Here is a 20,892-nt window from a genome sequence, read left to right on the forward strand (position 1 = left end):
CTTCATCGCCAGCGTCAAACTGCTCTCAAGACGGGTGGCCCGGACATAGCCACAGCCATGCCGATTCCGAGTCCGACTCTCAGACAGGCACTCGGCGCGGCCAATCAACAGGGCCTCACCCACCAAGCGCCAATCTTCGCGCATCATCCGGTCGGTTGCCGAACGCATCGGTCATAGCTATCGTGGGGACGCATTATAACCCAGAGGCATATATGGGCACCGAACAACCCAAAGAGCCAATCATAATTGAAAAGCTTGAACGCGTCCTTGCCGCAACCGCAAAGTTACTTATTAGAAGGGACTGTATCGGAGCCGCGAGCACTGTTGTTCATGGTCGCGCCCATGTTCATCCGTCCCCTGTCGCCTACTATGGTGATTGTGATGTTTGGGATGTTTGGTTCTACATGCCGGCAGATGTATATGAAGCCCTGGAAGGAAAAGGGCTAATCGAAAAGCAGATCGACGAGTCATTCAATGAAGTAATTTCTGGGGTATCACCCTCTGATCGCGCAAATATATCAATCAATATCGACTACGAGCAGGATTATAATGAGGGATGGCGAGATGAAATCTCACGAATAATTTCTGGGGAGCTAATTTCAAACCAAGGCCGCGTTCGTTCCACCAATATTGCGCATCTGCAACACGAAGGTTTATTGTTCCGCTCTGAACCAGAAATATTTTTCTATAAGGCTGCCAAGAAACGCGGCATCCCAATCGCTCCTTTACCCGTATTTGTTCAGGGAGGAAACGACTACCATCGCACTGAGCCTGACTTCCTTATTGTAAAGGACGGCATTTGCCTCTTGGTTGAGCTAGATGGAAATATGTTTCACCGCGAAACGCCTGTTCAAGCTCAAAACCGTTTGCGCTTTTTGACACAGCAGGGCGCCCACTTGTACCGTCTAGAAGCAAAACGCTGCGTTACCATACAGGGTGCCGAAGAATGCGTGTCAGAAGTTATTGAGAATATTCACATTCTTACCAGAAAGTTGCGATAGCATTATCTGAAATGTAACGAGCAAGAGGGGGCCGAAGCCCCCGCTCACTTCACCCCAACTTAGACGCCAATTCCTTAGCATCTGGGTTATAATATCGCTTTAGAACCTGAACGCTCTTATGGCCTGTAACCGCTGATAACTCCAAGACATTGGAAAGCTTCTTGCTCATATCGGTAGCCGCTATGTGCCGTAGATCGTGAAAGGTAATGTGGGGGAAGGTCGGGTTCCTCTTGCGGATTGCACGGATTACCTTCTGGTAAGAGCGAACCACGGTGCCGGGGCGTACCACGTCGGGGAACAGGGGGCCAGCGGTCGGCCTACCTTGCTCAACCCACCATTCCCGCAGAACCTTCACGGCCTCCGTGGAAAGGGGAACGTCCCGGTTATCGCCGTTCTTCGTGTCCGTTAAGTGAATTACGTTAGCCTTATCCCAGCATTCCCAACATGAAATCTGCCAAAGTTCCCCCTGTCGCATTGCTGTTAGCGCAGCAAGACGAGCGATATAATACAGGTAGGGTTTGCGGATTGGGTTGCGAAGCTCCTTCCACAGTTCCTCACGCTGGATTGTCGTAAGACGGACATCGCGCCCTTTCCGGTTCTTCGGAAGTTTCACACCACGAACGGGGTTCTGAAGATCGGGCATCGCCCATTCACTACGGGCGTGTTGGTAGATAGCGGACAGGATCGCTAGCTTATTACGGATTGTTGATGGGGAAATAGGAAGCCCTCTACAGCCCCTCCGCTGTTCTTCGGCCTGCCGCCATTCCACAAGCTCCACCGTTGTTATATCCACCATGCGCTTATCGGCCAGGGGAAGAGCCAGCCAAGAGCCGATCCGCCCCTTTTCCTGTTCGTGGCCCTTCTTCTTCGGACTCTCTTCGGAGAGATAGCGGGTAAGGGCCTCCCTGAGCGTCAGGGGATAGCCTGTGGCGTTAGACGGTAGGTCTGCTGCCGGTTTGGGTTCGGGCGCATCCTGAAGCGTCCTACAGGGCGCCACAGACTCGCGCTTGCGTCCCCTGCCCCTCCCCACGACTCCAAGGGCGGCTTCCTGTTCCTCACCCCACTTCCGGGCTTCCTCGACGGCTTCCAGGGGGAAAGTCCGTTGGGCCTCAACCTTGCCCCGGACCCGCACGACCACCCGCAGGCTTTGCCCCCGCTTCTCGACGTAAGCCATTTTGCTCCCATCTTGCTCCCAAGGAGCGAGGGGGCCATTAGGCGGCTTAGACCATTGATTTCCTTAGGAAAACGCGGTGGCAGAGTGGTGATGCAGCGGACTGCAAATCCGTGTACGTGGGTTCGATTCCCGCCCGTGCCTCCATACCTGACGATAGCATAGCAGACGACCGACCGGTCCGAACGCAGCCCCGCCCCCGGCGGGGCTTTTTTGCGTTTGGGCTTTGTTTTCATTGGCGGAATGCCCCTCCCCCACCCTTTCGCGCCCTGGGCCAAGAAAATTCATTTTCCTGTCGGAATTGGCTTGGCAGGGCCGGATGGTTCGGCTATACACCCGCCACGCCAACAACGGCGGCGGCCGAAAGGTCAGTCACCGATCCCGGTTAGCTCAGTTGGTAGAGCAGCGGACTGTTAATCCGCTTGTCGCTGGTTCGAGTCCAGCACCGGGAGCCAGATCGAAAAGGCCGGATGCCACACGCATCCGGCCTTTTCTTATTTCCGCATCATTGCGCCTTGACTGTGGCGGTTAAGTAACCGAATTCGGTTTAAAGCAGTCGGGCTAGGACCGACGGTCGCCCGTTATGGCAAGAACTAGTCCCAAAAGACGATCCTGATTTGCCGGAAGCGAAATGCCGCGTCCGGCCGCACGGCGTTAGACTTGATAACCATCCGGACCCAGTCTTGGACCGGGCGTCTCCAGCCATGGAGGATCGCCGTGCTTATGCCATTCCATTCCGAACGTCTTCGCACCGCGCCGCCGGTCGACGGAACCGGCCGCGGCTCGCCCGAACCTGATGATCATCCGGTGCGGACGGTGGATTGCGTCACCGCGGTCCTGCTGTTCCTGGCGGCCGTGCTGGTCGCCCTGCTGGTTTTCAGCACCGATTGGGACGGATCCGCGACCGACCATCGGCCGCAGTCTTACGAGAACACGCCGGTCCTGGTGATCCCGCCTCACCCGCGGTGAGGCGGCCCTACTCCACCAGATCGTCATAGATGGTGTCGCCGGATTCCGACGGGTCGCCGGCCGCCACGGAGACGGCCACCCGTTTCCATTCCCCGCACCAGTCGGTGGACAGCGTGATGGGGAAGTCGCCCTCGGGGCTGCGCGGCGTCACCACCGGCGGATAGCGCCGGCAGGTTCCTTTCGGCCCGCGCTGGCGGAGCCCCTGCCCCTCCCAGAAGCGGCAGGTGTAGCAGGTGTCGAGTCGCTTCATCGCGGACCGGTCTCCTTATGGCCGATTCTGCCAGCCGATCGAGCCGGAAGCCCCCGGACCCGCTGCACAACCCCGGTCAGCCGGTGGAGGGCGGCTTGGCCGGCCGCATCGTGTTGGCGCATCTGGCGTAATACGCCTTGATGTCCGCGTCCAGAACACTGCGGCGGCGTCCTTCCTCCGAGCCCTCGGGTGCATCGCTCAGGCGCTGGAATTCCTGGACGGCCTGTTCCAGTTCCTGTTCGCTGTTGATGGGCATGCTGTCGCCTTTCCTCTTCATTGTCCGGGCCGATTTACGGTCTCGGACAGGACAACACCGGCTGGCGGCGGTATGTTTCCTCCCTCGAAGGCCCGGCCGGCGTCAGGCGACCGCTTGATGAGCCGCGACTCGAGCGCAATGTCATGTCAGTGTCACGCGAGTCGCGACGGACAGGGCCGCGCGACCGCGGGGGTGCCCTTGGCCCTGCCTTGCGCGGGAGTGCGGTGTCATGCGGGTCGTCTCTGCACCGGTCGTGCCGCGGTTGGCGGCCGCCATCCTCGTTCTTGTCGGCATTCAACTGGGCGCGCTCGGCGCCGGCCCGGCGCAGGCGGCGGATCCCGAACAGTTGGATCCCGATCGCGTCGTCCGCTCCGTCGTCGGCATCAGCGCCGTCGTGCCGCCGGACAGCCAGAGCGCCCGCACGCTGGGAACCGACCGCGAGGGCAGCGGCGTGGTCATCGACGGGTCCGGCCTGATCCTGACCATCGGCTATACGGTGATGGAGGCCTCGCAGATTGAGGTCACAGCCGCCGACGGGCGCAGCTACCCCGCCAACTTGGTCGCCTACGACCCGGTCAGCGGCTTCGGCCTGCTGCGGGCGGAGATGGGGTTCACGGCGCCCTGGCTGCGGCTCGCCAACGCCGACGCGGTCAAGGAGGGCGACACGCTGCTGGCGCTCAGCGGCGGTGACAATCGCAGTGCCACCGCCGTGAAGCTGGTCAGCAAACGCGAGTTCGCCGGCTATTGGGAGTATCTGCTGGACGAGGCGCTGTTCACTTTCCCGCCAATCCGCGCCTTCAACGGCGCCGCGCTGGTCAACCGCGAGGGCCGGCTGGTCGGCATCGGATCGCTGCTGGTGATGGAGGCGGTGGAGGGCCGCGGCCTGCCCGGCAACATGTTCGTCCCGGTGTCGGCGCTGGAGCCGATCCTCGCCGACCTGCTCGCCTATGGCCGCCGCCAGGAGCCGGCCCGGCCGTGGTTGGGCGTCACCCTGCGCGAGGAGGTGGGCCGGTTGATGGTGGAAAAGGTGTCGCCGCGCAGCCCCGCCGAGTCGGCCGGGCTTCGTCCGGGCGACTGGATCGTCGGCGTCGGCGGCCAGCGCTTCAGCGGACTGGCGGATTTCTATCGCAAGCTCTGGGGCCTGGGGCCGGCCGGCGTTGTCGTGCCGCTGGAGGTGATGCGCGGCGCCACCCTGACCCCGGTCCCGGTGACCTCGGCCGACCGCGTGCGCTTCCTGCGGCTGAACCCGACGCTTTGATCCCGCCCCGGCGCTTGTGGTGGGCGCGGTGGCGTAGCACCCTGTCGCAAACAGCCATCCGTGGGACCACGCCGACCATGAATCATCCCGACATCGAGATCGTCGACAAGAAAACCCCCTACAAGGGCTTCCTCACCATCGACGTCTACCGCCTGCGCCACAAGAAGTTCGACGGAACCTGGAGCGACGTGCTGCCGCCGCGCGAAGTGTGCGACCGCGGCGCGGCGGTGGGCGTGCTGCTGTACGACCCCGACCTCGACAGCGTGGTGATGATCGAGCAGTTCCGCGTCGGCTCCGCCGCGGCCGGCGGCCCGGCCTGGATGACGGAGATCGTCGCCGGCATGGTCGCCGAGGGCGAGAGCCCGGAGGACGTCGCCCGCCGCGAATCGATGGAGGAGGCCGGCTGCGCCATCCAAGAGATCGAGCAGATCTGCGACTATTACGTCAGCCCCGGCGCCTTCACCGAGGTCGTCACCGTCTTCTGCGGCCGGGTCGACAGCCGCAACCTCGCCGCCACCGGCGGCTTGGCCGAAGAGCATGAGGACATCCGGATTTTTGCCCTGCCGGCCGACGAGGTGATCCGCCTGATGGACGAGAACCGCCTGCGCAACTCCGTCGCCATCATCGCCGTCGGCTGGCTCGCCCGCCACCGTGAGAAATTGCGCAAGCGCTGGCTCGGTCAGGGGTGAGAGTAGAGGTGCGGGTTGCCCCCTCCCCCGCTTTGCGGGAGAGGGTAAGTTTGTAAGGCAGCGGCAGTCCCCTCTCCCGCGTAGCGGGGGAGGGTTAGGGAGGGGGCATTCAAAGCCTGAACCTCACAAATTCACACCGAAAATTCGTTCAATGCAGCATTTCACACCGTCACCTTGAAACCGTGGCTCCCCGACCTGATAGTATCGTCAGCAATCCACACCTGACCTTGGGAGTACCCGTCTTGGACATCCGCAACGGCTTTATCGGCGCCATCGGCAACACGCCGCTGATTCGCCTGGAAGGTCCATCGAAGGCGACGGGCTGCGAGATCCTGGGCAAGGCGGAGTTCCTGAACCCCGGCGGGTCGGTCAAGGACCGCGCGGCTCTCGCCATCGTGCGCGACGCGGAAAAGCGCGGGCTTCTGCGCCCCGGTGGCACCATCGTCGAGGGGACGGCCGGCAACACCGGCATCGGGCTGGCGCTGGTCGGCAACGCCCTTGGCTATCGCACCGTCATCGTGATGCCGGAGACTCAGAGCCAGGAAAAGAAGGATATGCTGCGCCTGATCGGCGCCGACCTGCGGCTGGTTCCGGCGGTCCCCTATTCCAATCCCGACAACTACGTCCGCTATTCCGGCCGGCTGGCCGAGGAGTTGGCGAAGACCGAGCCGAACGGCGTCGTCTGGGCCAACCAGTTCGACAACACCGCCAACCGCGAAGGCCACCGCACCACCACCGGCCCGGAGATCTGGGAGCAGACCGGCGGCAAGGTCGACGCCTTCACCTGCGCAGTGGGCAGCGGCGGCACGCTCGCCGGCATCGCCATGGCCCTGAAGGAGCGGAATCCGAACATCCGCATCACACTCGCCGACCCGATGGGCGCGGCACTGTTCAGCTACTACACCAAGGGCGAGCTGAAGTCGGAAGGCAGCTCCATCACCGAAGGCATCGGCCAGGGCCGCATCACCGCCAACCTGGAACAGGCGCCGATCGACGATGCCTTGCAGATCCCGGATGAAGAGGCACTGCCGATCATCTTCGACCTCATCAAGACCCAGGGTCTGGTGCTGGGCGGCTCGTCGGGAATCAACATCGCCGCGGCGATGCGGGTGGCGCGCGACCTCGGCCCGGGCCACACGGTGGTGACCATCCTGTGCGACGGGGGGCAGCGTTACCAATCGAAGCTCTTCAATCCTGACTTCCTCCGTGAGAAGAATCTTCCGGTGCCAGACTGGCTGGCCTGATTCTTCATCGAGGGGGATATGGACGCGCTATTCCGCGAGGACGCCTACGCCCGCAACTGCGTCGCCACCGTCACGGCGGTTGACGACCGCGGCATCCGGCTCGACCGCACCGTCTTCTACCCGACCGGTGGCGGTCAGCCGGGCGACAGCGGGGTCCTGCGCTTCGACGGGTTCGAAGTGCGCATCAAAGACACGGTGAAGGGCGACGGTGGCCCCGACGACGTCATCCATGTGCCGGAGGACGGGCAGGAGCTGCCGACCCCCGGCACTGCGGTGGAGGCGGAGATCGACTGGGACCGCCGTTATCGCCACATGCGCATGCACACCGCCCTGCATCTGCTGTGCGCGGTGGTTCCAGGATCGGTCACCGGCGGCCAGATCGGGGCGGACAAGAGCCGGCTCGACTTCAACGTTCCGGCCGAAGCGTTGGACAAGGATGCAATCGCCGAGGCTGTGAACAAGCTGATCGCCGCCGACACGCCGGTCGGCACCCGCTGGATTTCCGACGAGGAAATGGCGGCGCAGCCTGAGTTGGTGCGCACCATGTCGGTGAAGCCACCGACTGGCAGCGGCCGGGTGCGCCTGCTGAATGTCGAGGGGGTCGATCTGCAGCCCTGCGGCGGCACCCATGTCGCCCGCACCGGCGAGATCGGCGGAATCGAGGTGACGAAGATCGAAAACAAGGGCAAGCAGAACCGGCGCGTCGTCATCGCGCTGAAGGACTGAGCCCGTCACCGCGATCTTCCGCCCCGACATATCCCTTTCAAGGACGCGCAGAATGAGCGACAGCACCGTGGAACCGCTGACCGGCCCCGTCGTCTCCACCGATTGGCTCGCCCGCAATCTGGGCCGGGCCGGCCTGAAGATTCTCGACGGGTCCTGGCACATGCCGGCCCTGAAGCGCGACATCCGGGCGGACTTCGCCGCCTGTCACATCCCCGGCGCCCGGCTGTGCGATGTCGACGAGGTGGCGGCGCCGAACACCGCCCCCCTGCCCCATATGGCCCCCGACGAGGCAACCTTCGCCGCCAAGATCGGTGCGCTCGGCATCGGCGACGGCGATACGGTGGTGGTCTATGACAGCGCCGGCATGGCGACCGCGGCGGCGCGCGTCTGGTGGCTGTTCCGCCTGTTCGGCTTCGACCGGGTGGCGGTTCTGGACGGCGGTCTGCCGAAATGGCTGGCGGAAGGTCGCCCGACCGACTCGGGCGAGGCCGCCCCGGTCCAGCCGGCGGTCTTCACAGCGCGCAAGCGGCCGGAGCTGATCCGCAGCGCCGATCAGGTGCTCGCCAACATCGACGCCCGCGCCGATCAGGTGACCGACGCCCGCGCCCAACCGCGATTCGAGGGCGCGGTGGCGGAGCCCTGGCCCGGCCGCCGCAGCGGACGGATTCCCGGCAGCTTCAACCTGCCCCACACCGACCTGATCGACGCCGAGGCCAAGACCCTGCTGCCGCCGGACGTCATCGCCGGGAAGGCCCGTGCCGCCGGGCTGGACCTCGACCGACCGGTGGTCGCCTCCTGCGGCAGCGGCATCACCGCCTGCGTCATCGCGCTCGGCCTCGCCACCGCCGGCAAGCCGGATGTAGCGATCTATGACGGCTCCTGGGCCGAGTGGGGCCTGCGCGAGGATCTGCCGCTGGAAACGGGACCTCGGCAATCGTGACCCTCTCCGTCCGGCCTTGCACGGCGGAGGACTGCGACTCCGTCGTCGCGCTGTGGACCGCATGCGGGCTGGTGGTGCCGTGGAACGACCCGGCGGCCGATTTCGCACTGGCTCTGTCGAAGACCAGTTCGACCGTGCTTGCCGCCGTTGAGGACGGGCGGATCGTCGCCACCGCCATGGTCGGGCAGGACGGCCATCGCGGCTGGATCTATTACGTCGCCGTCGATCCGGCTTTGCAGGGACAAGGGCTCGGCCGGCGCATGGTGGCGGAGGCCGAAGGATGGCTGGCTGCTGCCGGGATGCCGAAGGTCCAACTCCTCGTCCGTGAAACCAACCAACGGGTGCTGGCCTTCTATGAAAGGCTGGGCTATGCCAAATCGCCCGTCACGATGATGCAGAAATGGCTGACCAACCCTTCTCCCTGACCCGCCCCGCCGTACCCGCCGCCAGCCGGCCCGACCATCTGTCGGTGATCGTCACCTATCTGGAGATGACCGCACCGCCGGCCCACGCGCCGGTGCGCCAGCCGGCCGGCAACCTTTCCCTGGTGCGGGCCAACCCGCCGACCTGGTCCTTCTACCGCTATCTCTACGACACGGTGGGCGAACCCTGGCTGTGGCACGAGCGTCGCCGCATGCCGCGCAAGGAGCTGGAGCGCTCGATCCACGATCCGCTGGTGGAGGTCTGGGTGCTGTATGTCGACGGCACGCCCGCCGGCTATGGCGAGCTGGACCGGCGGACGCAGGAAACCGATCTCTCCTATTTCGGGCTGATCCCCGATTTCATCGGCCACAAGCTCGGTCCCTGGCTGCTCGACACCATCATTCGCAAGGCCTGGGACGGCGGCGCGGCCAAGCTGGTCGTCAACACCTGCACCTTCGACCATCCGAAGGCGCTGCCGCTCTACCAGAGCATGGGTTTCGTGCCGACCCGCCATGTCGCCCGCGAGGTCCGCGATCCGCGTCTGGAGGGCGTGCTGCCGCGCAGTTCCGGGGAGCATATTCCGCTCGCCCGCTGAGTCAGACAGGGCGGCGACGTTCCGCCGCCCTGTCTTCCCAACCGAAGCGTCAAGAGCCCTCGGCCACCGCCAGCAGCGCGTCGACATTGACCGCCGACTCCAGCCGGTCGGCAACGGCGTCGAGCGCCCGCTCCACCGCCACGCCATAGGCCAGTTCCGATCCGTCGCCGCCCAGCCGGCGCAGATAAGCTGCACGGAATCCGTCAGCGCCGAACAGCCCGTGCAGATAGCAGCCGGCAACCCGCCCGTCCGCCGACTCCGCGCCGTCCGTCACGCCGCCAGCAAGTTCCAGCATCGGCCGCGCCTGGTCCGGCCCTTCGGTGCGGCCCATATGCATCTCGTATCCCGCCACCGCGGCGCCGGTGCGGCGCTCCGTGCCGCGTGCCTCCTCCAGCACCTTCGGCCCCTTCAGCACCGTCTCGACATCCAGCAGGCCGAGCCCGGCGGCGTCTCCCGGCGGCCCCTCGATGCCATCGGGGTCGGCAATACGCCGGCCCAGCATCTGATAGCCGCCGCAGATCCCCAGCACGCGCCCGCCGCGCCGCCAATGGGCCAGCAGGTCGACGTCCCAGCCCTGCGCCCGCAGAAAGGCGAGATCGGCAATCGTCGCCTTGGTGCCGGGCAGGATCACCAGATCGGCGTCGCCGGGCAGCGGCTGCCCCGGGCGCACCATGGTCAGCGCGACGCCAGGCTCCTGCGCCAGCGGATCGAAATCGTCGAAGTTGGCGATGCGCGACAGCATCGGCACCGCGACGCGCAACGACCCGTTCCCCGCAGCGCGCGGCCGGTCGAGCGCCACCGCATCCTCCGCCGGCAGCGTTGCCGCCTCGTGCAGCCAGGGCACCACGCCGAACCCACGCCAGCCGGTGTGGCTCTCGATGATCCGCAGCCCTTCATCGAACAGACGAACATCGCCGCGGAACTTGTTGATAAGAAAGCCTTTAATCCGCTCCTGTTCAGATCTTGGTAGAAGTGCGTGGGTGCCGACCAGACTGGCGATCACGCCGCCGCGGTCGATGTCGCCGACCAGCACGACCGGCACGTCGGCGGCGGTCGCGAAGCCCATGTTGGCAATGTCGCCGGCCCGCAGATTGACTTCCGCCGGGCTGCCGGCACCCTCCACCACCACGATGTCGGCCTCGGCCCGCAGCCTCTCGAAGCTGTCCAGCACGGTGCCCAGCAGTTCGCGCTTGCGCGCCTGATAGTCGGCGGCCCGCGCAGTGCCGACCACCACGCCGCGCACCACCACCTGGGACCCGACGTCCGACTGCGGCTTCAGCAGCACCGGGTTCATGTGGACGCTGGGCGCCACGCCGCAGGCCCGCGCCTGGAGCGCCTGTGCGCGGCCGATTTCGCCGCCGTCGGCCGTCACCGCCGCGTTGTTGGACATGTTCTGCGGCTTGAACGGCCGGACGGTCAGGCCGCGCCGCACCAGCGCCCGGCACAGCCCGGCCACCAGCAGCGACTTGCCGACGTCGGAGCCGGTGCCCTGCAGCATGATTGCCCGCGACCGCATGGCCCGAGATTGCATGGCTTAGAACTCGATGCCGGCCTGGGCCTTCACCCCGGCTTCGAACGGGTGCTTGACCAGCGTCATCTCGGTGACGAGGTCGGCGGCGGCGATCAGCTCCGGCTTGGCGTTGCGGCCGGTGATGCAGACGTGCAGGTCGGGCCGGCGGGCAGCCAGCGTCGCCAGCACCTCGTCCAGGGCCAAGTAGTCCATGCGCAGCACGATGTTCAACTCGTCCAGCACGATCAGGCGATAGCGCGGGTCGGCCATCAGTTCCTTGGCCTTGGCCCAGGCGGCCTCGGCGGCGGCGATGTCGCGGGCGCGGTCCTGGGTGTCCCAGGTGAAGCCCTCGCCCATCGTGTGGAAATCGACCAGATCCTCGAAGCGCTCCAACGCCACCGTCTCGCCGGTGGACCAGGCGCCCTTGATGAACTGCACCATGCCGACGCGCATGCCGTGGCCGACGGCGCGCATCATCAGGCCGAAGGCGGCGGTGGACTTACCCTTGCCCTTGCCGGTGTGGACCATCAGCAGGCCCTTCTCCACCGTCTTGGAGGCGACCGCCCGCTCCTGCAACGCCTTGCGCCGCTTCATCTTCTCGGCATGGCGGCGGTTCAGCTCATCGATATCGGCAGTCATACGGGAGTTCCCTTCACGAACATCGGCAGACCGGCGACGGTCAGCACGACGCGCGGCGCCACGGCCGCGATGGATTGGTGCAGGCGGCCGGCATGGTCGCGGAAGCGGCGCGCCAGCGCGTTGTCGGGCACGATGCCCATCCCGACCTCGTTGGAGACCAGGACCACCCGGCCCGGCAGAGTTGGCAGAAGCTCCACCAGCGCCGCCGTCTCCGCCGCGACATCGGCCTCGGCCATTATCAAATTGGTCAGCCACAGGGTCAGGCAATCGACCAGGACACCGGTGCCCTCGGCGGCATGGCGGCGCAGGACCCCGGTCAGGTCGCGCGGCTCCTCCACCGTCGTCCAGTCGGGGCCGCGGTCGTCGCGGTGCTTCGCCACCCGCTCCGCCATTTCCGAATCCCACACCTGCGAGGTGGCGATGTAGACGCGCGGGCCGCCCAGCGCCGTCACCAGCCCCTCGGCATAGCGGCTCTTGCCCGACCGCGCGCCGCCCAGCACCAGCGTCAGATCGGCGCTCATTCCCCCAACCTTCATTTCCAGGCGGTCCCGTCGCGATGCCGATAGGCGCCGTCGCGCCAGACCATGTCCTCGTCGGAATAGTCGATCTCGTCGCCGTCGCTGCGGTCGCCGACCTCCAGATAGCTGGCCGGGCGGTCGCTGCGGTTGATCAGCCGGTGGCCGTCGGCGACGCCATGCGGGAATCCGGCGCACATGCCTGCGGTCAGCAGCGTCTCGCCGGCATCGGTCACCAACGTCAACTCGCCCTCCACCACATAGACGAACTCGTCCTGTTTGCTGTGCCAGTGGCGCAGGGCGGAGGAGGCCCCGGGCGCCAGCCGGGTCAGGTTGACGCCGAAATTGCTCAGGCCCAGCGGATCGCCCAGCACGACCCGGTGCCGCCCGGCGACCTGCGCCCGGAACGGCTGCGGATAATCGGTGGCGCCGGTTTCGGCGGTCAGCGTCGCGGGATCAAGGACCGGTGGGTTCGGCACGGGCGCTCTCCGGTTCTGCAGTGCGGGTCCGGACTGTCGCAAACCGCACCGGCGGCGTCAAACGGCTCAAGTCCCCTTACAGGGCAGGGTTGCCCGCCCCATGGCTGGACAGGTGCCCGTTCGCCCACCATGCTTATTGCAGCGCAAAACAACAACCTGCGATGCGATGTCGACCCTGGAAATCATCAGCCGCCGTCCCACCGGCACGCCGCCCATTCGCGCGCCGAAAGCGCCGCCGCTCCTGTTCGTCCATGGCGCCTTCAGCGGCGCCTGGATCTGGGATGCCAAATTCCTGCCCTGGTTCGCCGCGCAGGGGTGGGAAGCCCATGCCGTCTCGTTGCGCGGCCACGGCAACAGCGAAGGGCGCGACCGGCTGCATGATTTCGGCATCGCCGATTACATCGAAGACGTGCTGGAGGCGGCAGATCGCCTCTCCGCGCCGCCGGTGCTGATCGGTCATTCGATGGGTGGCATGGTGGTGCAGCGCGCGCTGGCGAAGCGCCGCTTTCCCGCCGGCGTGCTGATGGCGTCCGCCCCGCCCTACGGCCTGCTGTCCTCCACCATGGGGCTGGCTTGGCGCTCGCCCTATGTGTTCCAGCAGATGTCGATGCTGATGACCTTCGGCGAGAAGGCGATCGACCCCGACGCCATCCGCCGCGCCATGTTCTCCGACAAGATGCCGCGCGCCGAAGCCGCCAAGTACGAGAGCTACCTGCAGGAGGAATCGCGCCGCGTCCTGCTGGACATCGGCGGCTGGATCCCCTTCCCCATCCTGCCGCCGCCCGACATGCCGATGCTGGTGATGGGCGCGGAGGAAGACCTGCTGTTCCCCCGAGCGGAGGTGGTCGCCACCGCCGCAGCGCTGGGTACCCAGCCGGTGTTCATGCCGGGCATGGGCCACGCGATGATGCTGGAGCAGGACTGGCAGTCGGCCGCCGAGCGGGTCGAGGCGTGGATCACCGCGACGGTGACGGCCGAGGTGGCCTGAGGCCACCCTACGCCTTGGGCCGTTCCGACCGGGAATAATTGCTGAAATGCCCCTCCTTCACCGCCATCCGGCGGGCGGACTGGACGATGGCGCCGGACTTGCCTTCCGACGCCACGTTCGACAACTGGCGGGTCAGGTCGGCGCTGCCGCAGGATGGGCAGGCGGGCGTCTCACCGGAGCGCACCAGGGTCTCAAACCCATGGTCGCAGGCCTTGCAGCGATAGGAATAGAGCGGCATCGCACCCTCGCGGAACGGATCGCATCGTCCCGAGCATGCCGCAATATCCACAATAATAAAACGGCTTTGTTGCACCGCACCAAAATCGGTCAGGCTGCAGCCCCGCCGAAATCGAAGCCGGCCGCCTCGACCGCCTGCCGCACCACATCGGCCGGCACGCCGCCATCGACCAGCACTGTGCCGGTGGCGAGGTCGACGGTCACGGCGGCATCGGGGGCCGCCTTGGTGATCGCGTTGGAAACGGAGCGGGCGCAGCCGCCGCAGGTCATTCCATCCACCTTGTACGCATCGGCCATCGTCGCGGGCTCCTCTTTGGGTCGGGTTCAGCCGCCGGCATGGTGCGTCCGCACCACCGCGCTGACCGGGACAAGAACGAAGCCACGCTTTTGCACATCCGGCAGCCAGGACGCCAGAGCCTCGATTGTCGCATCATGGGGGTGACCGATGGCGACGGCATAGCCCTGCCGCTTCGCCACCTGCTCCGTCTTCGCCAATTGGGCCTTCACCGCCGCCACCGTCTCCTCGTTGTCGAGGAAGATGTCGCGGCCGACCCAGGGCATCTTCAGCTCCCGCGCCAGCCCGATTCCGGCGCTGTTGGGCGTCGTCCGGCTGTCCAGCCACAGCAGGCCACGGCGGTGCAGCTCCGCCAGCACCGGCGCCAGCGCCGCCCGGTCGGCGGTGAACCGGCTGCCCATATGGTTGTTCACGCCGACATAGCCGTCGAAGCTGTCGAGCGCCGCGCGGAACCGCTTCACGATCTCGCCCTTGTCCAGCGAGATCAGCAGAGCGTTCGGCCCCGGATCGGCCTTCACGCTGGGCTCCATCGGCATGTGCAGCATCAGCTCGTGCCCATTGGCGCGGGCCGCCTTCGATTGGGCCGACAGGTCACGGGCATAGGGCAGCCAGGACAGAGTCAGCGGACCATGCAGCCCGACCATTCGCGCCGAGCGTTTGCGGTCCAGCCCCATGTCGTCGATGACGATGGCGATGATCGGCCTGCCCGGCGGCACGTCGGCCGGCAGCGCGTTCTTGCGCCACAGCGCGGCATTGCCGGAGGGCGCCTGCACCGGCGGCTGGGCGGGGGGCGCAGGCGGCGGCAGCATCGCCACCGTCGTGGCCGGCGGACGCGCCTCGACCTTATCCTGCGCCGGCTTTTCCGGCACCGCATGTTCCGGGCCTTCCGCCGCGTGCGCTGGAGCCTCGGCCTTAACCGCGGGCGGCGAAGGTGGCGTTGCGGGTGGCGCGGAGGCTGGCGCAGGCGGCACCGCGGCCTGCTGAACCGGCGCCTGCGGTGCCTTTTCCCCGCCGGACCGTCCGCCGGTCAACGTGGCGACGCCCATCGCCACGGCGAACACCGCGGCGACCGCAGCCAGAGCCAGAACGAAGGGATTCGACAGAAACGGAGGAAGCGACGTTTTGCGGGCTTTCGAAGGCGCCTTGCGGGCCATGGTGACGATGTCCATCCTGCGACCGGGGCGCCGCACAGTGGCACCCCGCCGCCGCCGCCGCAACCGCCCAAACGGCGCAAAGGGCCGGGGCGGAACCGGTCCTTTCCACGCCGCCAAGCCCGCCCGGCCAAGCCCACCCGGAAGAGTCTGCCCGATGCGTCACATCTTTGTTACCGCAACGCTCCTGCTGGCGACCACCGCCCCGGCTCAGGCGGCCGGCGGCCTGCAATGCCCGGCCAGCCTGACGGTCCAGGCGCAGCCAGATGCCCCCGGCGGCTGGTCGCCCTACCCCGGCCGCGACAGCCACGGCTTCGCCGGCATCTCTCTGGTCGAGGGCGACCGCGCCAGCGAAATGACCAGCGCCTCGCCCGCCACCCTGGCCCCCGACCGCGAGGTCCGGCGCGGCCGCAGCATCGTTCAGGTCTGGGAGTTCACCGGCACCCGGCGTCGGAACGTCTTCCTGGTCTGCCGCTATCGCGACACCCAGGCGACGCTCGCAGCCGACCTGCCATCCCATGTCCGCCGCTGCACTCTGACGTTGGCAACCGACATCCGCGGCGCCGTCCTGGACGACCCGAAGACGCCGCCGCAGCTCGACTGCCGGTGAAGAGGCGAAGTTCTGCGCGGAGGCTGGAAATCCGCCCCCTCAGCCGCTAGGGTGTTGATTGTTGGAACAGGGCCGGAACGGCCCAGCGTTGGAACAGGGCCGGAACGGTCCAGACGGCCCGGGCGAAGTTGGCCGGGCGAAGGTGGAAGGCGGAAGGCGCATGCTGCTGCTCATCGATAACTACGACAGCTTTACCTACAACCTCGTCCATTACCTGGGCGAGCTTGGCGCCGACGTGCAGGTCCGCCGCAACGACGCCCTGACGGTGGATGAGGCGATGGCATTGCGCCCCGACGGCATCGTGCTGTCCCCCGGCCCCTGCGATCCCGACCGCGCCGGCATCTGTCTGCCCCTGATCGACGCCGCCGCCAAGGCCCGCCTGCCGCTGATGGGCGTGTGTCTGGGCCACCAGTCCATCGGCCAGTCCTTCGGCGGCCGGGTGATCCGCGCGCCGGTCCCCATGCACGGCAAGGTCGACAACATCCTGCACCAGGGCCGCGGCGTGCTCGCCGGCCTGCCCAACCCGTTCCGCGCCACCCGCTACCACTCGCTGATCGTCGAGCGCGAGACGCTGCCCGCCTGCCTGGAGGTGACCGGCGAAACCGCCGACGGCCTCATCATGGCGCTGGCCCACCGCGAGCTGCCGATCCACGGCGTGCAGTTCCATCCCGAGAGCATCGAGAGCGAGCACGGCCACAAGATCCTGCAGAACTTCCTGGACTTGACCCGTCCCCGCCCGGAGAACGCGACCCTGGAGACCGCAGCATGAGCGGCGACCTCACTGATATGAAGGCCATCCTGGGCAAGGTCGCCACCGGCGCCTCCCTGACCGAGGCCGAGGCCGGTTTCGCCTTCGACATCATCATGTCCGGCAACGCCACCCCGTCGCAGATGGGCGGCTTCCTGATGGCGCTGCGCGTCCGCGGCGAGACGGTGGACGAGATCACCGGCGCCGCCCGCGTCATGCGCGCCAAGGCGATCCCGGTGGAGGCGCCTCCTGGCACCATCGACACCTGCGGCACCGGCGGCGACGGCGCCGGCACCTACAACATCTCCACCGCCGCGGCGCTGGTGGTGTCGTCCTGCGGCGTGCCGGTCGCCAAGCACGGCAACCGCGCCATCTCGTCGAAGTCCGGCGCCGCCGACGTGCTGGGTTCGCTGGGCGTCAACCTCGACTGCGACTTCGCGCTGGTGCGCAAGGCGCTGTGGGATGCCCACATCGCCTTTCTGATGGCGCCGCGCCACCATATCGCCATGCGCAACGTCGGCCCGACCCGCGTCGAGCTTGGCACTCGCACCGTCTTCAACCTGCTGGGACCGCTCGCCAATCCGGCGACAGCCAAGCGGCAGGTGCTGGGCGTCTTCTCCAAACAGTGGGTGGAGCCGCTGGCCCAGGTGTTGAAGCGGCTGGGGTCCGAGGCCGCCTGGATCGTCCATGGCTCCGACGGGCTGGATGAGATCACCACCACCGGCCCCACCACCGTCGCCCAGTTGAAGGACGGCGAGGTGACGGTGTTCGAGGTGACGCCGGAGGATGCCGGCCTGCCCCGCGCCCGCATCGAGGACCTGAAGGGTGGCGACGCCCAGGTCAATGCCGAGGCGATCCACGCCCTGTTCGACGGGGTGCGCAGCCCCTATCGCGACATCGTGCTGCTGAACGCCGCCGCCGCCCTGCTGGTGGCCGGCAAGGCCGCGACGCTGAAGGAGGGTGTGGCCATGGCCGCCGACGCCATCGACAGCGGCGGCGCCCGCGACCGCCTGCGCCGGCTGGTCGCCATCACCAACGAGGCAGTGGCCTGATGAGCGACGTTCTGACCCGCATCAACGACGACAAGCGCGCGCTGGTCGCCTCCCGCAAGGCCGCCCGCCCGCTGTCGGAGGTTGAGGCCGCGGCCAAGGCCGCCAACGAGACCAACCCGCCGCGCGGTTTCATCCGGGCGCTCGGCGCCGCGGTGGAGGCCGGCCGCTACGGCCTGATCGCCGAGATCAAGAAAGCCAGCCCGTCCAAGGGCCTGATCCGCGCAGACTTCGACCCGCCGGCGCTGGCCCGTGCCTATCGCGAGGGCGGGGCGACCTGCCTGTCGGTGCTGACCGACGAGCCCTATTTCCAGGGCAAGGACGAGTATCTGGTCGCCGCCCGCGCCGCGGTCGATCTGCCGGTTCTGCGCAAGGACTTCATGGTCGATCCCTATCAGATCGTGGAGGCCCGTGCGCTGGGCGCCGACTGCATCCTCATCATCATGGCCTCGTTGTCCGACGCCCAAGCGGCGGAGATCGAGGATGCCGCGATATCCCAGGGTCTGGACGTGCTGGTCGAGGTGCATGACCGCGCCGAGCTGGACCGCGCCCTGCTGCTGAAAACGCCGCTGCTCGGCGTCAACAACCGCAACCTCAAGACGCTCGCCGTCGACATCGCGACGACGGAGGAACTGGCGGCCAATGTCCCGGCCGACCGCATGCTGGTGGCGGAAAGTGGCCTCTACACCCCCGCTGATCTCGCCCGCATGGCGAAGGTCGGCGCGCGCTGCTTCCTGGTCGGCGAATCGCTGATGCGGCAGGCCGACGTGACCGCCGCCACCCGCGCCCTACTGGCGCCGGTGTGACGCCATGCCGGACATCGCGATAGCCGCGGAAAGCCCACGCCAGGATGCGGTGATCGCCCTGGTCGCCGCGCTCGACCGCTATCTGCTGGACCTCTATCCGGCGGACACCTGCCACCTGCTCGACATCGGAGAGCTGGAGGCGCCGGACGTCCGCTTCTTCGTCGCCCGCAAGGACGGCGTTCCGGTGGGCTGTGCCGCGCTCCGCGTCGATCATTCGGGTGATGGCCCGACCGGTTACGGCGAGGTGAAGCGCATGTATGTCGATCCCGCCGCCCGCGGCCATCGCATCGGCGACCGACTGCTCGCCCGGCTGGAGGAGCAGGCACGGGCCGAGGGGCTGACGGCCCTGCTGCTCGAATCCGGCATCCACCAGCACGAGGCGCTGGCGCTCTACCGCAAGGCCGGCTTCGCCGACCGCGGCCCCTATGCCTGCTACGAACACAACGGCGTCAGCGTCTTCATGGAAAAACCGCTTCTGGAGACCGTGCGATGACCGGCTTCACCCATTTCGATGCCGAGGGCAAGGCGGTGATGGTCGACGTCTCCGACAAGGCGGAGACCGAACGCACCGCCACCGCCGCCGCCACCGTGCTGATGCAGCCGGAAACCCTGGCGCTCATCATGCAGGGCGGGGTGAAGAAGGGCGACGTTCTGTCGGTCGCCCGGCTGGCCGGCATCATGGGGGCCAAGCGCACGCCGGACCTGATCCCGCTGTGCCACCCGCTGATGCTGACCTCGGTCAAGGTCGACCTCTCCTGCGATCCCGCCCGCAACGCCGTGGACTTGTCCGCCACCTGCAAGCTGAAGGGCCAGACCGGCGTGGAGATGGAGGCGCTGACCGCCGTCACCGTCGCGGCGCTGACCGTTTACGACATGTGCAAGGCGGTTGACCGCGGCATGACCATCACCGACGTCCGCCTGCTGCACAAGGCCGGCGGCAAGAGCGGCGAATGGGGTGCGTCCACCACCACCCCCTCAGGAGCATAATCCGATGATCTCCGTCGCCGAGGCGCGCGCCCGCATCCTGTCGGCCTTCGCCCCTCTGCCGGCGGAGACCGTCGCCCTGCCCGACGCGCTGGGCCGCGTGCTGGCCGAACCGGTGATTGCCCGGCTGACTCAGCCGCCCTTCCACGCCGCCGCCATGGACGGCTGGGCGGTGCGCGCCGCCGACATCGCCGCCGCGACCGCCGACTCGCCCACCCCCCTGCGCCGCATCGGTGAATCCTCCGCCGGTCATGCGTTCGACGGCCCCGTCGGCCCTGGTGAGGCGGTGCGCATCTTCACCGGCGCGCCCCTGCCCGACGGCGCCGATGCCGTGGTGATGCAGGAGGATTGCAGCGCCGACGACGCCACGGTGCAGATCGGCCGCGCCGTGGTCGCCGGCCGCTTCGTCCGCGAAGCGGGATTCGACTTCACCCTCGGTCAGGAGCTTCTGCCGAAGGGCCGCCGCCTCACTGCCCGTGACATCGCGCTGGCCGCCGGCGGCAATGTCCCCTGGCTCTCGGTCCATCGCCGGCCGCGCATCGCCATCCTCGCCACCGGCGACGAGATCGCCCTGCCCGGCGACCCGCTGGGGCCGAGCCAGATCGTCAGCACCAACGCGCTCGGCCTTTGCGCCCTCGTCACCGCCCAGGGCGGCCTCGCCCACAATCTGGGAATTGCCAAGGATACGCCGGAGAGTGTGGCGGCATTGGCGAAGGGGGCCGCAGGGTGCGACCTGCTGGTCACCACCGGCGGGGCCGCCCATGGCGAATACGATCTCGTGCGCGACGTGCTGGCCGAACGCGGCGTGGCGCTGGAGGTGCAGACCGTGGCGATGCGGCCGGGCAAGGCGCTGATGTTCGGCCGCGCCGGATCGGTGCCGCTGCTGGGTCTGCCCGGCAATCCGGTATCCACCGGCGTCACCGGCGTGCTGTTCCTGCGCCCGATTCTGCGTCTGCTGCAGGGACTGCCGCCCGAGGACGACCGCCTGCCGCTGCGCGCCCGCCTGACCACCGCGCTGAAGGCCAACGACCGCCGGGAGGAGTATCTCCGCGCGACGCTTGCCGCCGGCGCCGACGGCGTCCTGACCGTCACGCCCTTCGCCCGGCAGGACAGCGCAATCACCACGCTCTACGCCCACGCCGATTGCCTGATCCCCCGCCCGCCCAACGCCGACCCCGAGCCGGCCGGCGCCATGGTGACCGTGCTTCCCCTGACCGATGGAGCGCTCAGCATCTAGACTTGGGACACCCCCCGGACGGCGGATGGAACAGTTGAACAGCATCCCGAAAACTGTTTCACGCCGTTCCAAATGTTCCGTTCAAGTTCTAAAAGAAGCCGATGGGGGGCTTGACGCGCGGC

At 67.2% G+C, this 20,892-nt stretch carries 27 protein-coding genes and 1 tRNA gene; 18 read left to right on the forward strand and 10 right to left on the reverse strand.

Features of this window, described 5'->3' with window-relative positions:
- Positions 1-212 precede the first annotated feature (212 nt).
- Complete coding sequence (locus TSO5_RS32170; protein WP_146203719.1) at positions 213-1,001, forward strand: hypothetical protein; 789 nt, start codon at positions 213-215, stop codon at positions 999-1,001.
- Positions 1,002-1,050: 49 nt separating this feature from the next.
- On the opposite strand, the gene TSO5_RS09475 is transcribed toward TSO5_RS32170, so the two are convergent.
- Positions 1,051-2,175: a site-specific integrase gene (locus tag TSO5_RS09475; protein WP_109151353.1), complete on the reverse strand. Its 1,125-nt coding sequence runs from the start codon at positions 2,173-2,175 to the stop codon at positions 1,051-1,053.
- A 376-nt stretch (positions 2,176-2,551) separates the two neighbouring features.
- On the opposite strand from TSO5_RS09475, the gene TSO5_RS09485 reads away from it, so the two are divergent.
- Positions 2,552-2,627: transfer RNA gene (locus TSO5_RS09485), tRNA-Asn, on the forward strand.
- 268 nt (positions 2,628-2,895) lie between these two features.
- Positions 2,896-3,141, forward strand: a complete 246-nt coding sequence (locus TSO5_RS09490; protein WP_247870672.1) for a hypothetical protein — start codon at positions 2,896-2,898, stop codon at positions 3,139-3,141.
- A gap of 7 nt (positions 3,142-3,148) precedes the next feature.
- Here TSO5_RS09490 and TSO5_RS09495 read toward each other — a convergent pair whose 3' ends face one another.
- Positions 3,149-3,391 (reverse strand): hypothetical protein, encoded by a 243-nt coding sequence (locus TSO5_RS09495; protein ID WP_109151355.1) that lies wholly within the window; start codon positions 3,389-3,391, stop codon positions 3,149-3,151.
- A 76-nt stretch (positions 3,392-3,467) separates the two neighbouring features.
- Entirely contained in the window at positions 3,468-3,647 is a 180-nt protein-coding gene (locus tag TSO5_RS09500) for a hypothetical protein (RefSeq protein ID WP_109151356.1), read from the reverse strand.
- Positions 3,648-3,876: 229 nt separating this feature from the next.
- Here TSO5_RS09500 and TSO5_RS09505 point away from each other — a divergent pair, with 229 nt between their 5' ends.
- The 7 genes from TSO5_RS09505 (at position 3,877) to TSO5_RS09535 (ending at position 9,522) form a co-directional block, all read left to right on the forward strand.
- The gene (locus TSO5_RS09505) at positions 3,877-4,905 is read left to right on the forward strand and encodes a S1C family serine protease (RefSeq protein WP_109151357.1); all 1,029 of its coding nucleotides are present in this window, start codon (positions 3,877-3,879) and stop codon (positions 4,903-4,905) included.
- Between the two features lie 77 nt (positions 4,906-4,982).
- On the forward strand, positions 4,983-5,594 hold the full coding sequence (locus tag TSO5_RS09510; protein ID WP_109151358.1) for an NUDIX domain-containing protein: 612 nt from the start codon (positions 4,983-4,985) through the stop codon (positions 5,592-5,594).
- Between the two features lie 242 nt (positions 5,595-5,836).
- Complete coding sequence (locus tag TSO5_RS09515; RefSeq protein ID WP_109151359.1) at positions 5,837-6,838, forward strand: cysteine synthase A; 1,002 nt, start codon at positions 5,837-5,839, stop codon at positions 6,836-6,838.
- Between the two features lie 18 nt (positions 6,839-6,856).
- The gene (locus TSO5_RS09520) at positions 6,857-7,564 is read left to right on the forward strand and encodes an alanyl-tRNA editing protein (RefSeq protein WP_109151360.1); all 708 of its coding nucleotides are present in this window, start codon (positions 6,857-6,859) and stop codon (positions 7,562-7,564) included.
- A 52-nt stretch (positions 7,565-7,616) separates the two neighbouring features.
- Positions 7,617-8,504 (forward strand): rhodanese-like domain-containing protein, encoded by an 888-nt coding sequence (locus tag TSO5_RS09525; protein ID WP_109151361.1) that lies wholly within the window; start codon positions 7,617-7,619, stop codon positions 8,502-8,504.
- Positions 8,501-8,929, forward strand: a complete 429-nt coding sequence (locus TSO5_RS09530; protein ID WP_247870673.1) for a GNAT family acetyltransferase — start codon at positions 8,501-8,503, stop codon at positions 8,927-8,929. Before TSO5_RS09525 ends, TSO5_RS09530 begins: the two co-directional genes overlap by 4 nt.
- A complete protein-coding gene (locus tag TSO5_RS09535; RefSeq protein WP_109151362.1) occupies positions 8,905-9,522 on the forward strand; it encodes a GNAT family N-acetyltransferase in 618 nt (205 codons plus the stop codon). The genes TSO5_RS09530 and TSO5_RS09535 overlap by 25 nt, the downstream gene beginning before the upstream one ends.
- A 49-nt stretch (positions 9,523-9,571) precedes the next feature.
- Here TSO5_RS09535 and TSO5_RS09540 read toward each other — a convergent pair whose 3' ends face one another.
- Genes TSO5_RS09540 through TSO5_RS09555 form a run of 4 tightly spaced genes read right to left on the reverse strand, consistent with a single transcriptional unit; the run spans position 9,572 to position 12,665 of the window.
- A complete protein-coding gene (locus tag TSO5_RS09540) occupies positions 9,572-11,038 on the reverse strand; it encodes a cobyric acid synthase (RefSeq protein ID WP_109151363.1) in 1,467 nt (488 codons plus the stop codon).
- 18 nt (positions 11,039-11,056) lie between these two features.
- Entirely contained in the window at positions 11,057-11,671 is a 615-nt protein-coding gene (gene cobO, locus TSO5_RS09545) for a cob(I)yrinic acid a,c-diamide adenosyltransferase (RefSeq protein WP_109151364.1), read from the reverse strand.
- Complete coding sequence (gene cobU / locus TSO5_RS09550) at positions 11,668-12,192, reverse strand: bifunctional adenosylcobinamide kinase/adenosylcobinamide-phosphate guanylyltransferase (RefSeq protein WP_109151365.1); 525 nt, start codon at positions 12,190-12,192, stop codon at positions 11,668-11,670. Before cobU ends, cobO begins: the two co-directional genes overlap by 4 nt.
- An 11-nt stretch (positions 12,193-12,203) precedes the next feature.
- Positions 12,204-12,665, reverse strand: coding sequence for a cupin domain-containing protein (locus TSO5_RS09555; RefSeq protein ID WP_109151366.1), 462 nt, complete (start codon positions 12,663-12,665; stop codon positions 12,204-12,206).
- A 166-nt stretch (positions 12,666-12,831) separates the two neighbouring features.
- Between TSO5_RS09555 and TSO5_RS09560 the strand changes: the two genes are divergently transcribed.
- Positions 12,832-13,653 (forward strand): alpha/beta fold hydrolase, encoded by an 822-nt coding sequence (locus TSO5_RS09560; protein WP_109151367.1) that lies wholly within the window; start codon positions 12,832-12,834, stop codon positions 13,651-13,653.
- 7 nt (positions 13,654-13,660) lie between these two features.
- Here the strand turns inward: TSO5_RS09560 and TSO5_RS09565 are convergent, their stop codons facing one another.
- The 3 genes from TSO5_RS09565 to TSO5_RS09575 all read right to left on the reverse strand — a co-directional run bounded on the left by TSO5_RS09565 (position 13,661) and on the right by TSO5_RS09575 (position 15,354).
- Positions 13,661-13,891: a zinc ribbon domain-containing protein gene (locus TSO5_RS09565; protein ID WP_109151368.1), complete on the reverse strand. Its 231-nt coding sequence runs from the start codon at positions 13,889-13,891 to the stop codon at positions 13,661-13,663.
- An 89-nt stretch (positions 13,892-13,980) separates the two neighbouring features.
- Positions 13,981-14,187, reverse strand: a complete 207-nt coding sequence (locus TSO5_RS09570) for a heavy-metal-associated domain-containing protein (protein WP_109151369.1) — start codon at positions 14,185-14,187, stop codon at positions 13,981-13,983.
- Positions 14,188-14,214: 27 nt separating this feature from the next.
- On the reverse strand, positions 14,215-15,354 hold the full coding sequence (locus TSO5_RS09575; protein WP_247870674.1) for a divergent polysaccharide deacetylase family protein: 1,140 nt from the start codon (positions 15,352-15,354) through the stop codon (positions 14,215-14,217).
- Between the two features lie 139 nt (positions 15,355-15,493).
- On the opposite strand from TSO5_RS09575, the gene TSO5_RS09580 reads away from it, so the two are divergent.
- The 7 genes from TSO5_RS09580 to glp all read left to right on the forward strand — a co-directional run bounded on the left by TSO5_RS09580 (position 15,494) and on the right by glp (position 20,770).
- A complete protein-coding gene (locus tag TSO5_RS09580) occupies positions 15,494-15,946 on the forward strand; it encodes an STY0301 family protein (protein WP_109151370.1) in 453 nt (150 codons plus the stop codon).
- A 160-nt stretch (positions 15,947-16,106) separates the two neighbouring features.
- Positions 16,107-16,715, forward strand: coding sequence for an aminodeoxychorismate/anthranilate synthase component II (locus TSO5_RS09585; RefSeq protein ID WP_109151371.1), 609 nt, complete (start codon positions 16,107-16,109; stop codon positions 16,713-16,715).
- On the forward strand, positions 16,712-17,746 hold the full coding sequence (trpD, locus tag TSO5_RS09590; RefSeq protein ID WP_109151372.1) for an anthranilate phosphoribosyltransferase: 1,035 nt from the start codon (positions 16,712-16,714) through the stop codon (positions 17,744-17,746). The genes TSO5_RS09585 and trpD overlap by 4 nt, the downstream gene beginning before the upstream one ends.
- Positions 17,746-18,549: an indole-3-glycerol phosphate synthase TrpC gene (trpC, locus tag TSO5_RS09595; protein WP_109151373.1), complete on the forward strand. Its 804-nt coding sequence runs from the start codon at positions 17,746-17,748 to the stop codon at positions 18,547-18,549. Before trpD ends, trpC begins: the two co-directional genes overlap by 1 nt.
- A gap of 4 nt (positions 18,550-18,553) precedes the next feature.
- Positions 18,554-19,042, forward strand: coding sequence for a GNAT family N-acetyltransferase (locus TSO5_RS09600; RefSeq protein WP_109151374.1), 489 nt, complete (start codon positions 18,554-18,556; stop codon positions 19,040-19,042).
- Positions 19,039-19,536: a cyclic pyranopterin monophosphate synthase MoaC gene (gene moaC, locus TSO5_RS09605; protein ID WP_109151375.1), complete on the forward strand. Its 498-nt coding sequence runs from the start codon at positions 19,039-19,041 to the stop codon at positions 19,534-19,536. Before TSO5_RS09600 ends, moaC begins: the two co-directional genes overlap by 4 nt.
- 4 nt (positions 19,537-19,540) lie before the next feature.
- Positions 19,541-20,770: a gephyrin-like molybdotransferase Glp gene (gene glp / locus TSO5_RS09610; protein WP_109151376.1), complete on the forward strand. Its 1,230-nt coding sequence runs from the start codon at positions 19,541-19,543 to the stop codon at positions 20,768-20,770.
- Positions 20,771-20,892: the final 122 nt, after the last annotated feature.

Origin of the sequence: Azospirillum sp. TSO5 (assembly GCF_003116065.1) — a bacterium.
In the GTDB taxonomy this organism is placed as follows: domain Bacteria; phylum Pseudomonadota; class Alphaproteobacteria; order Azospirillales; family Azospirillaceae; genus Azospirillum.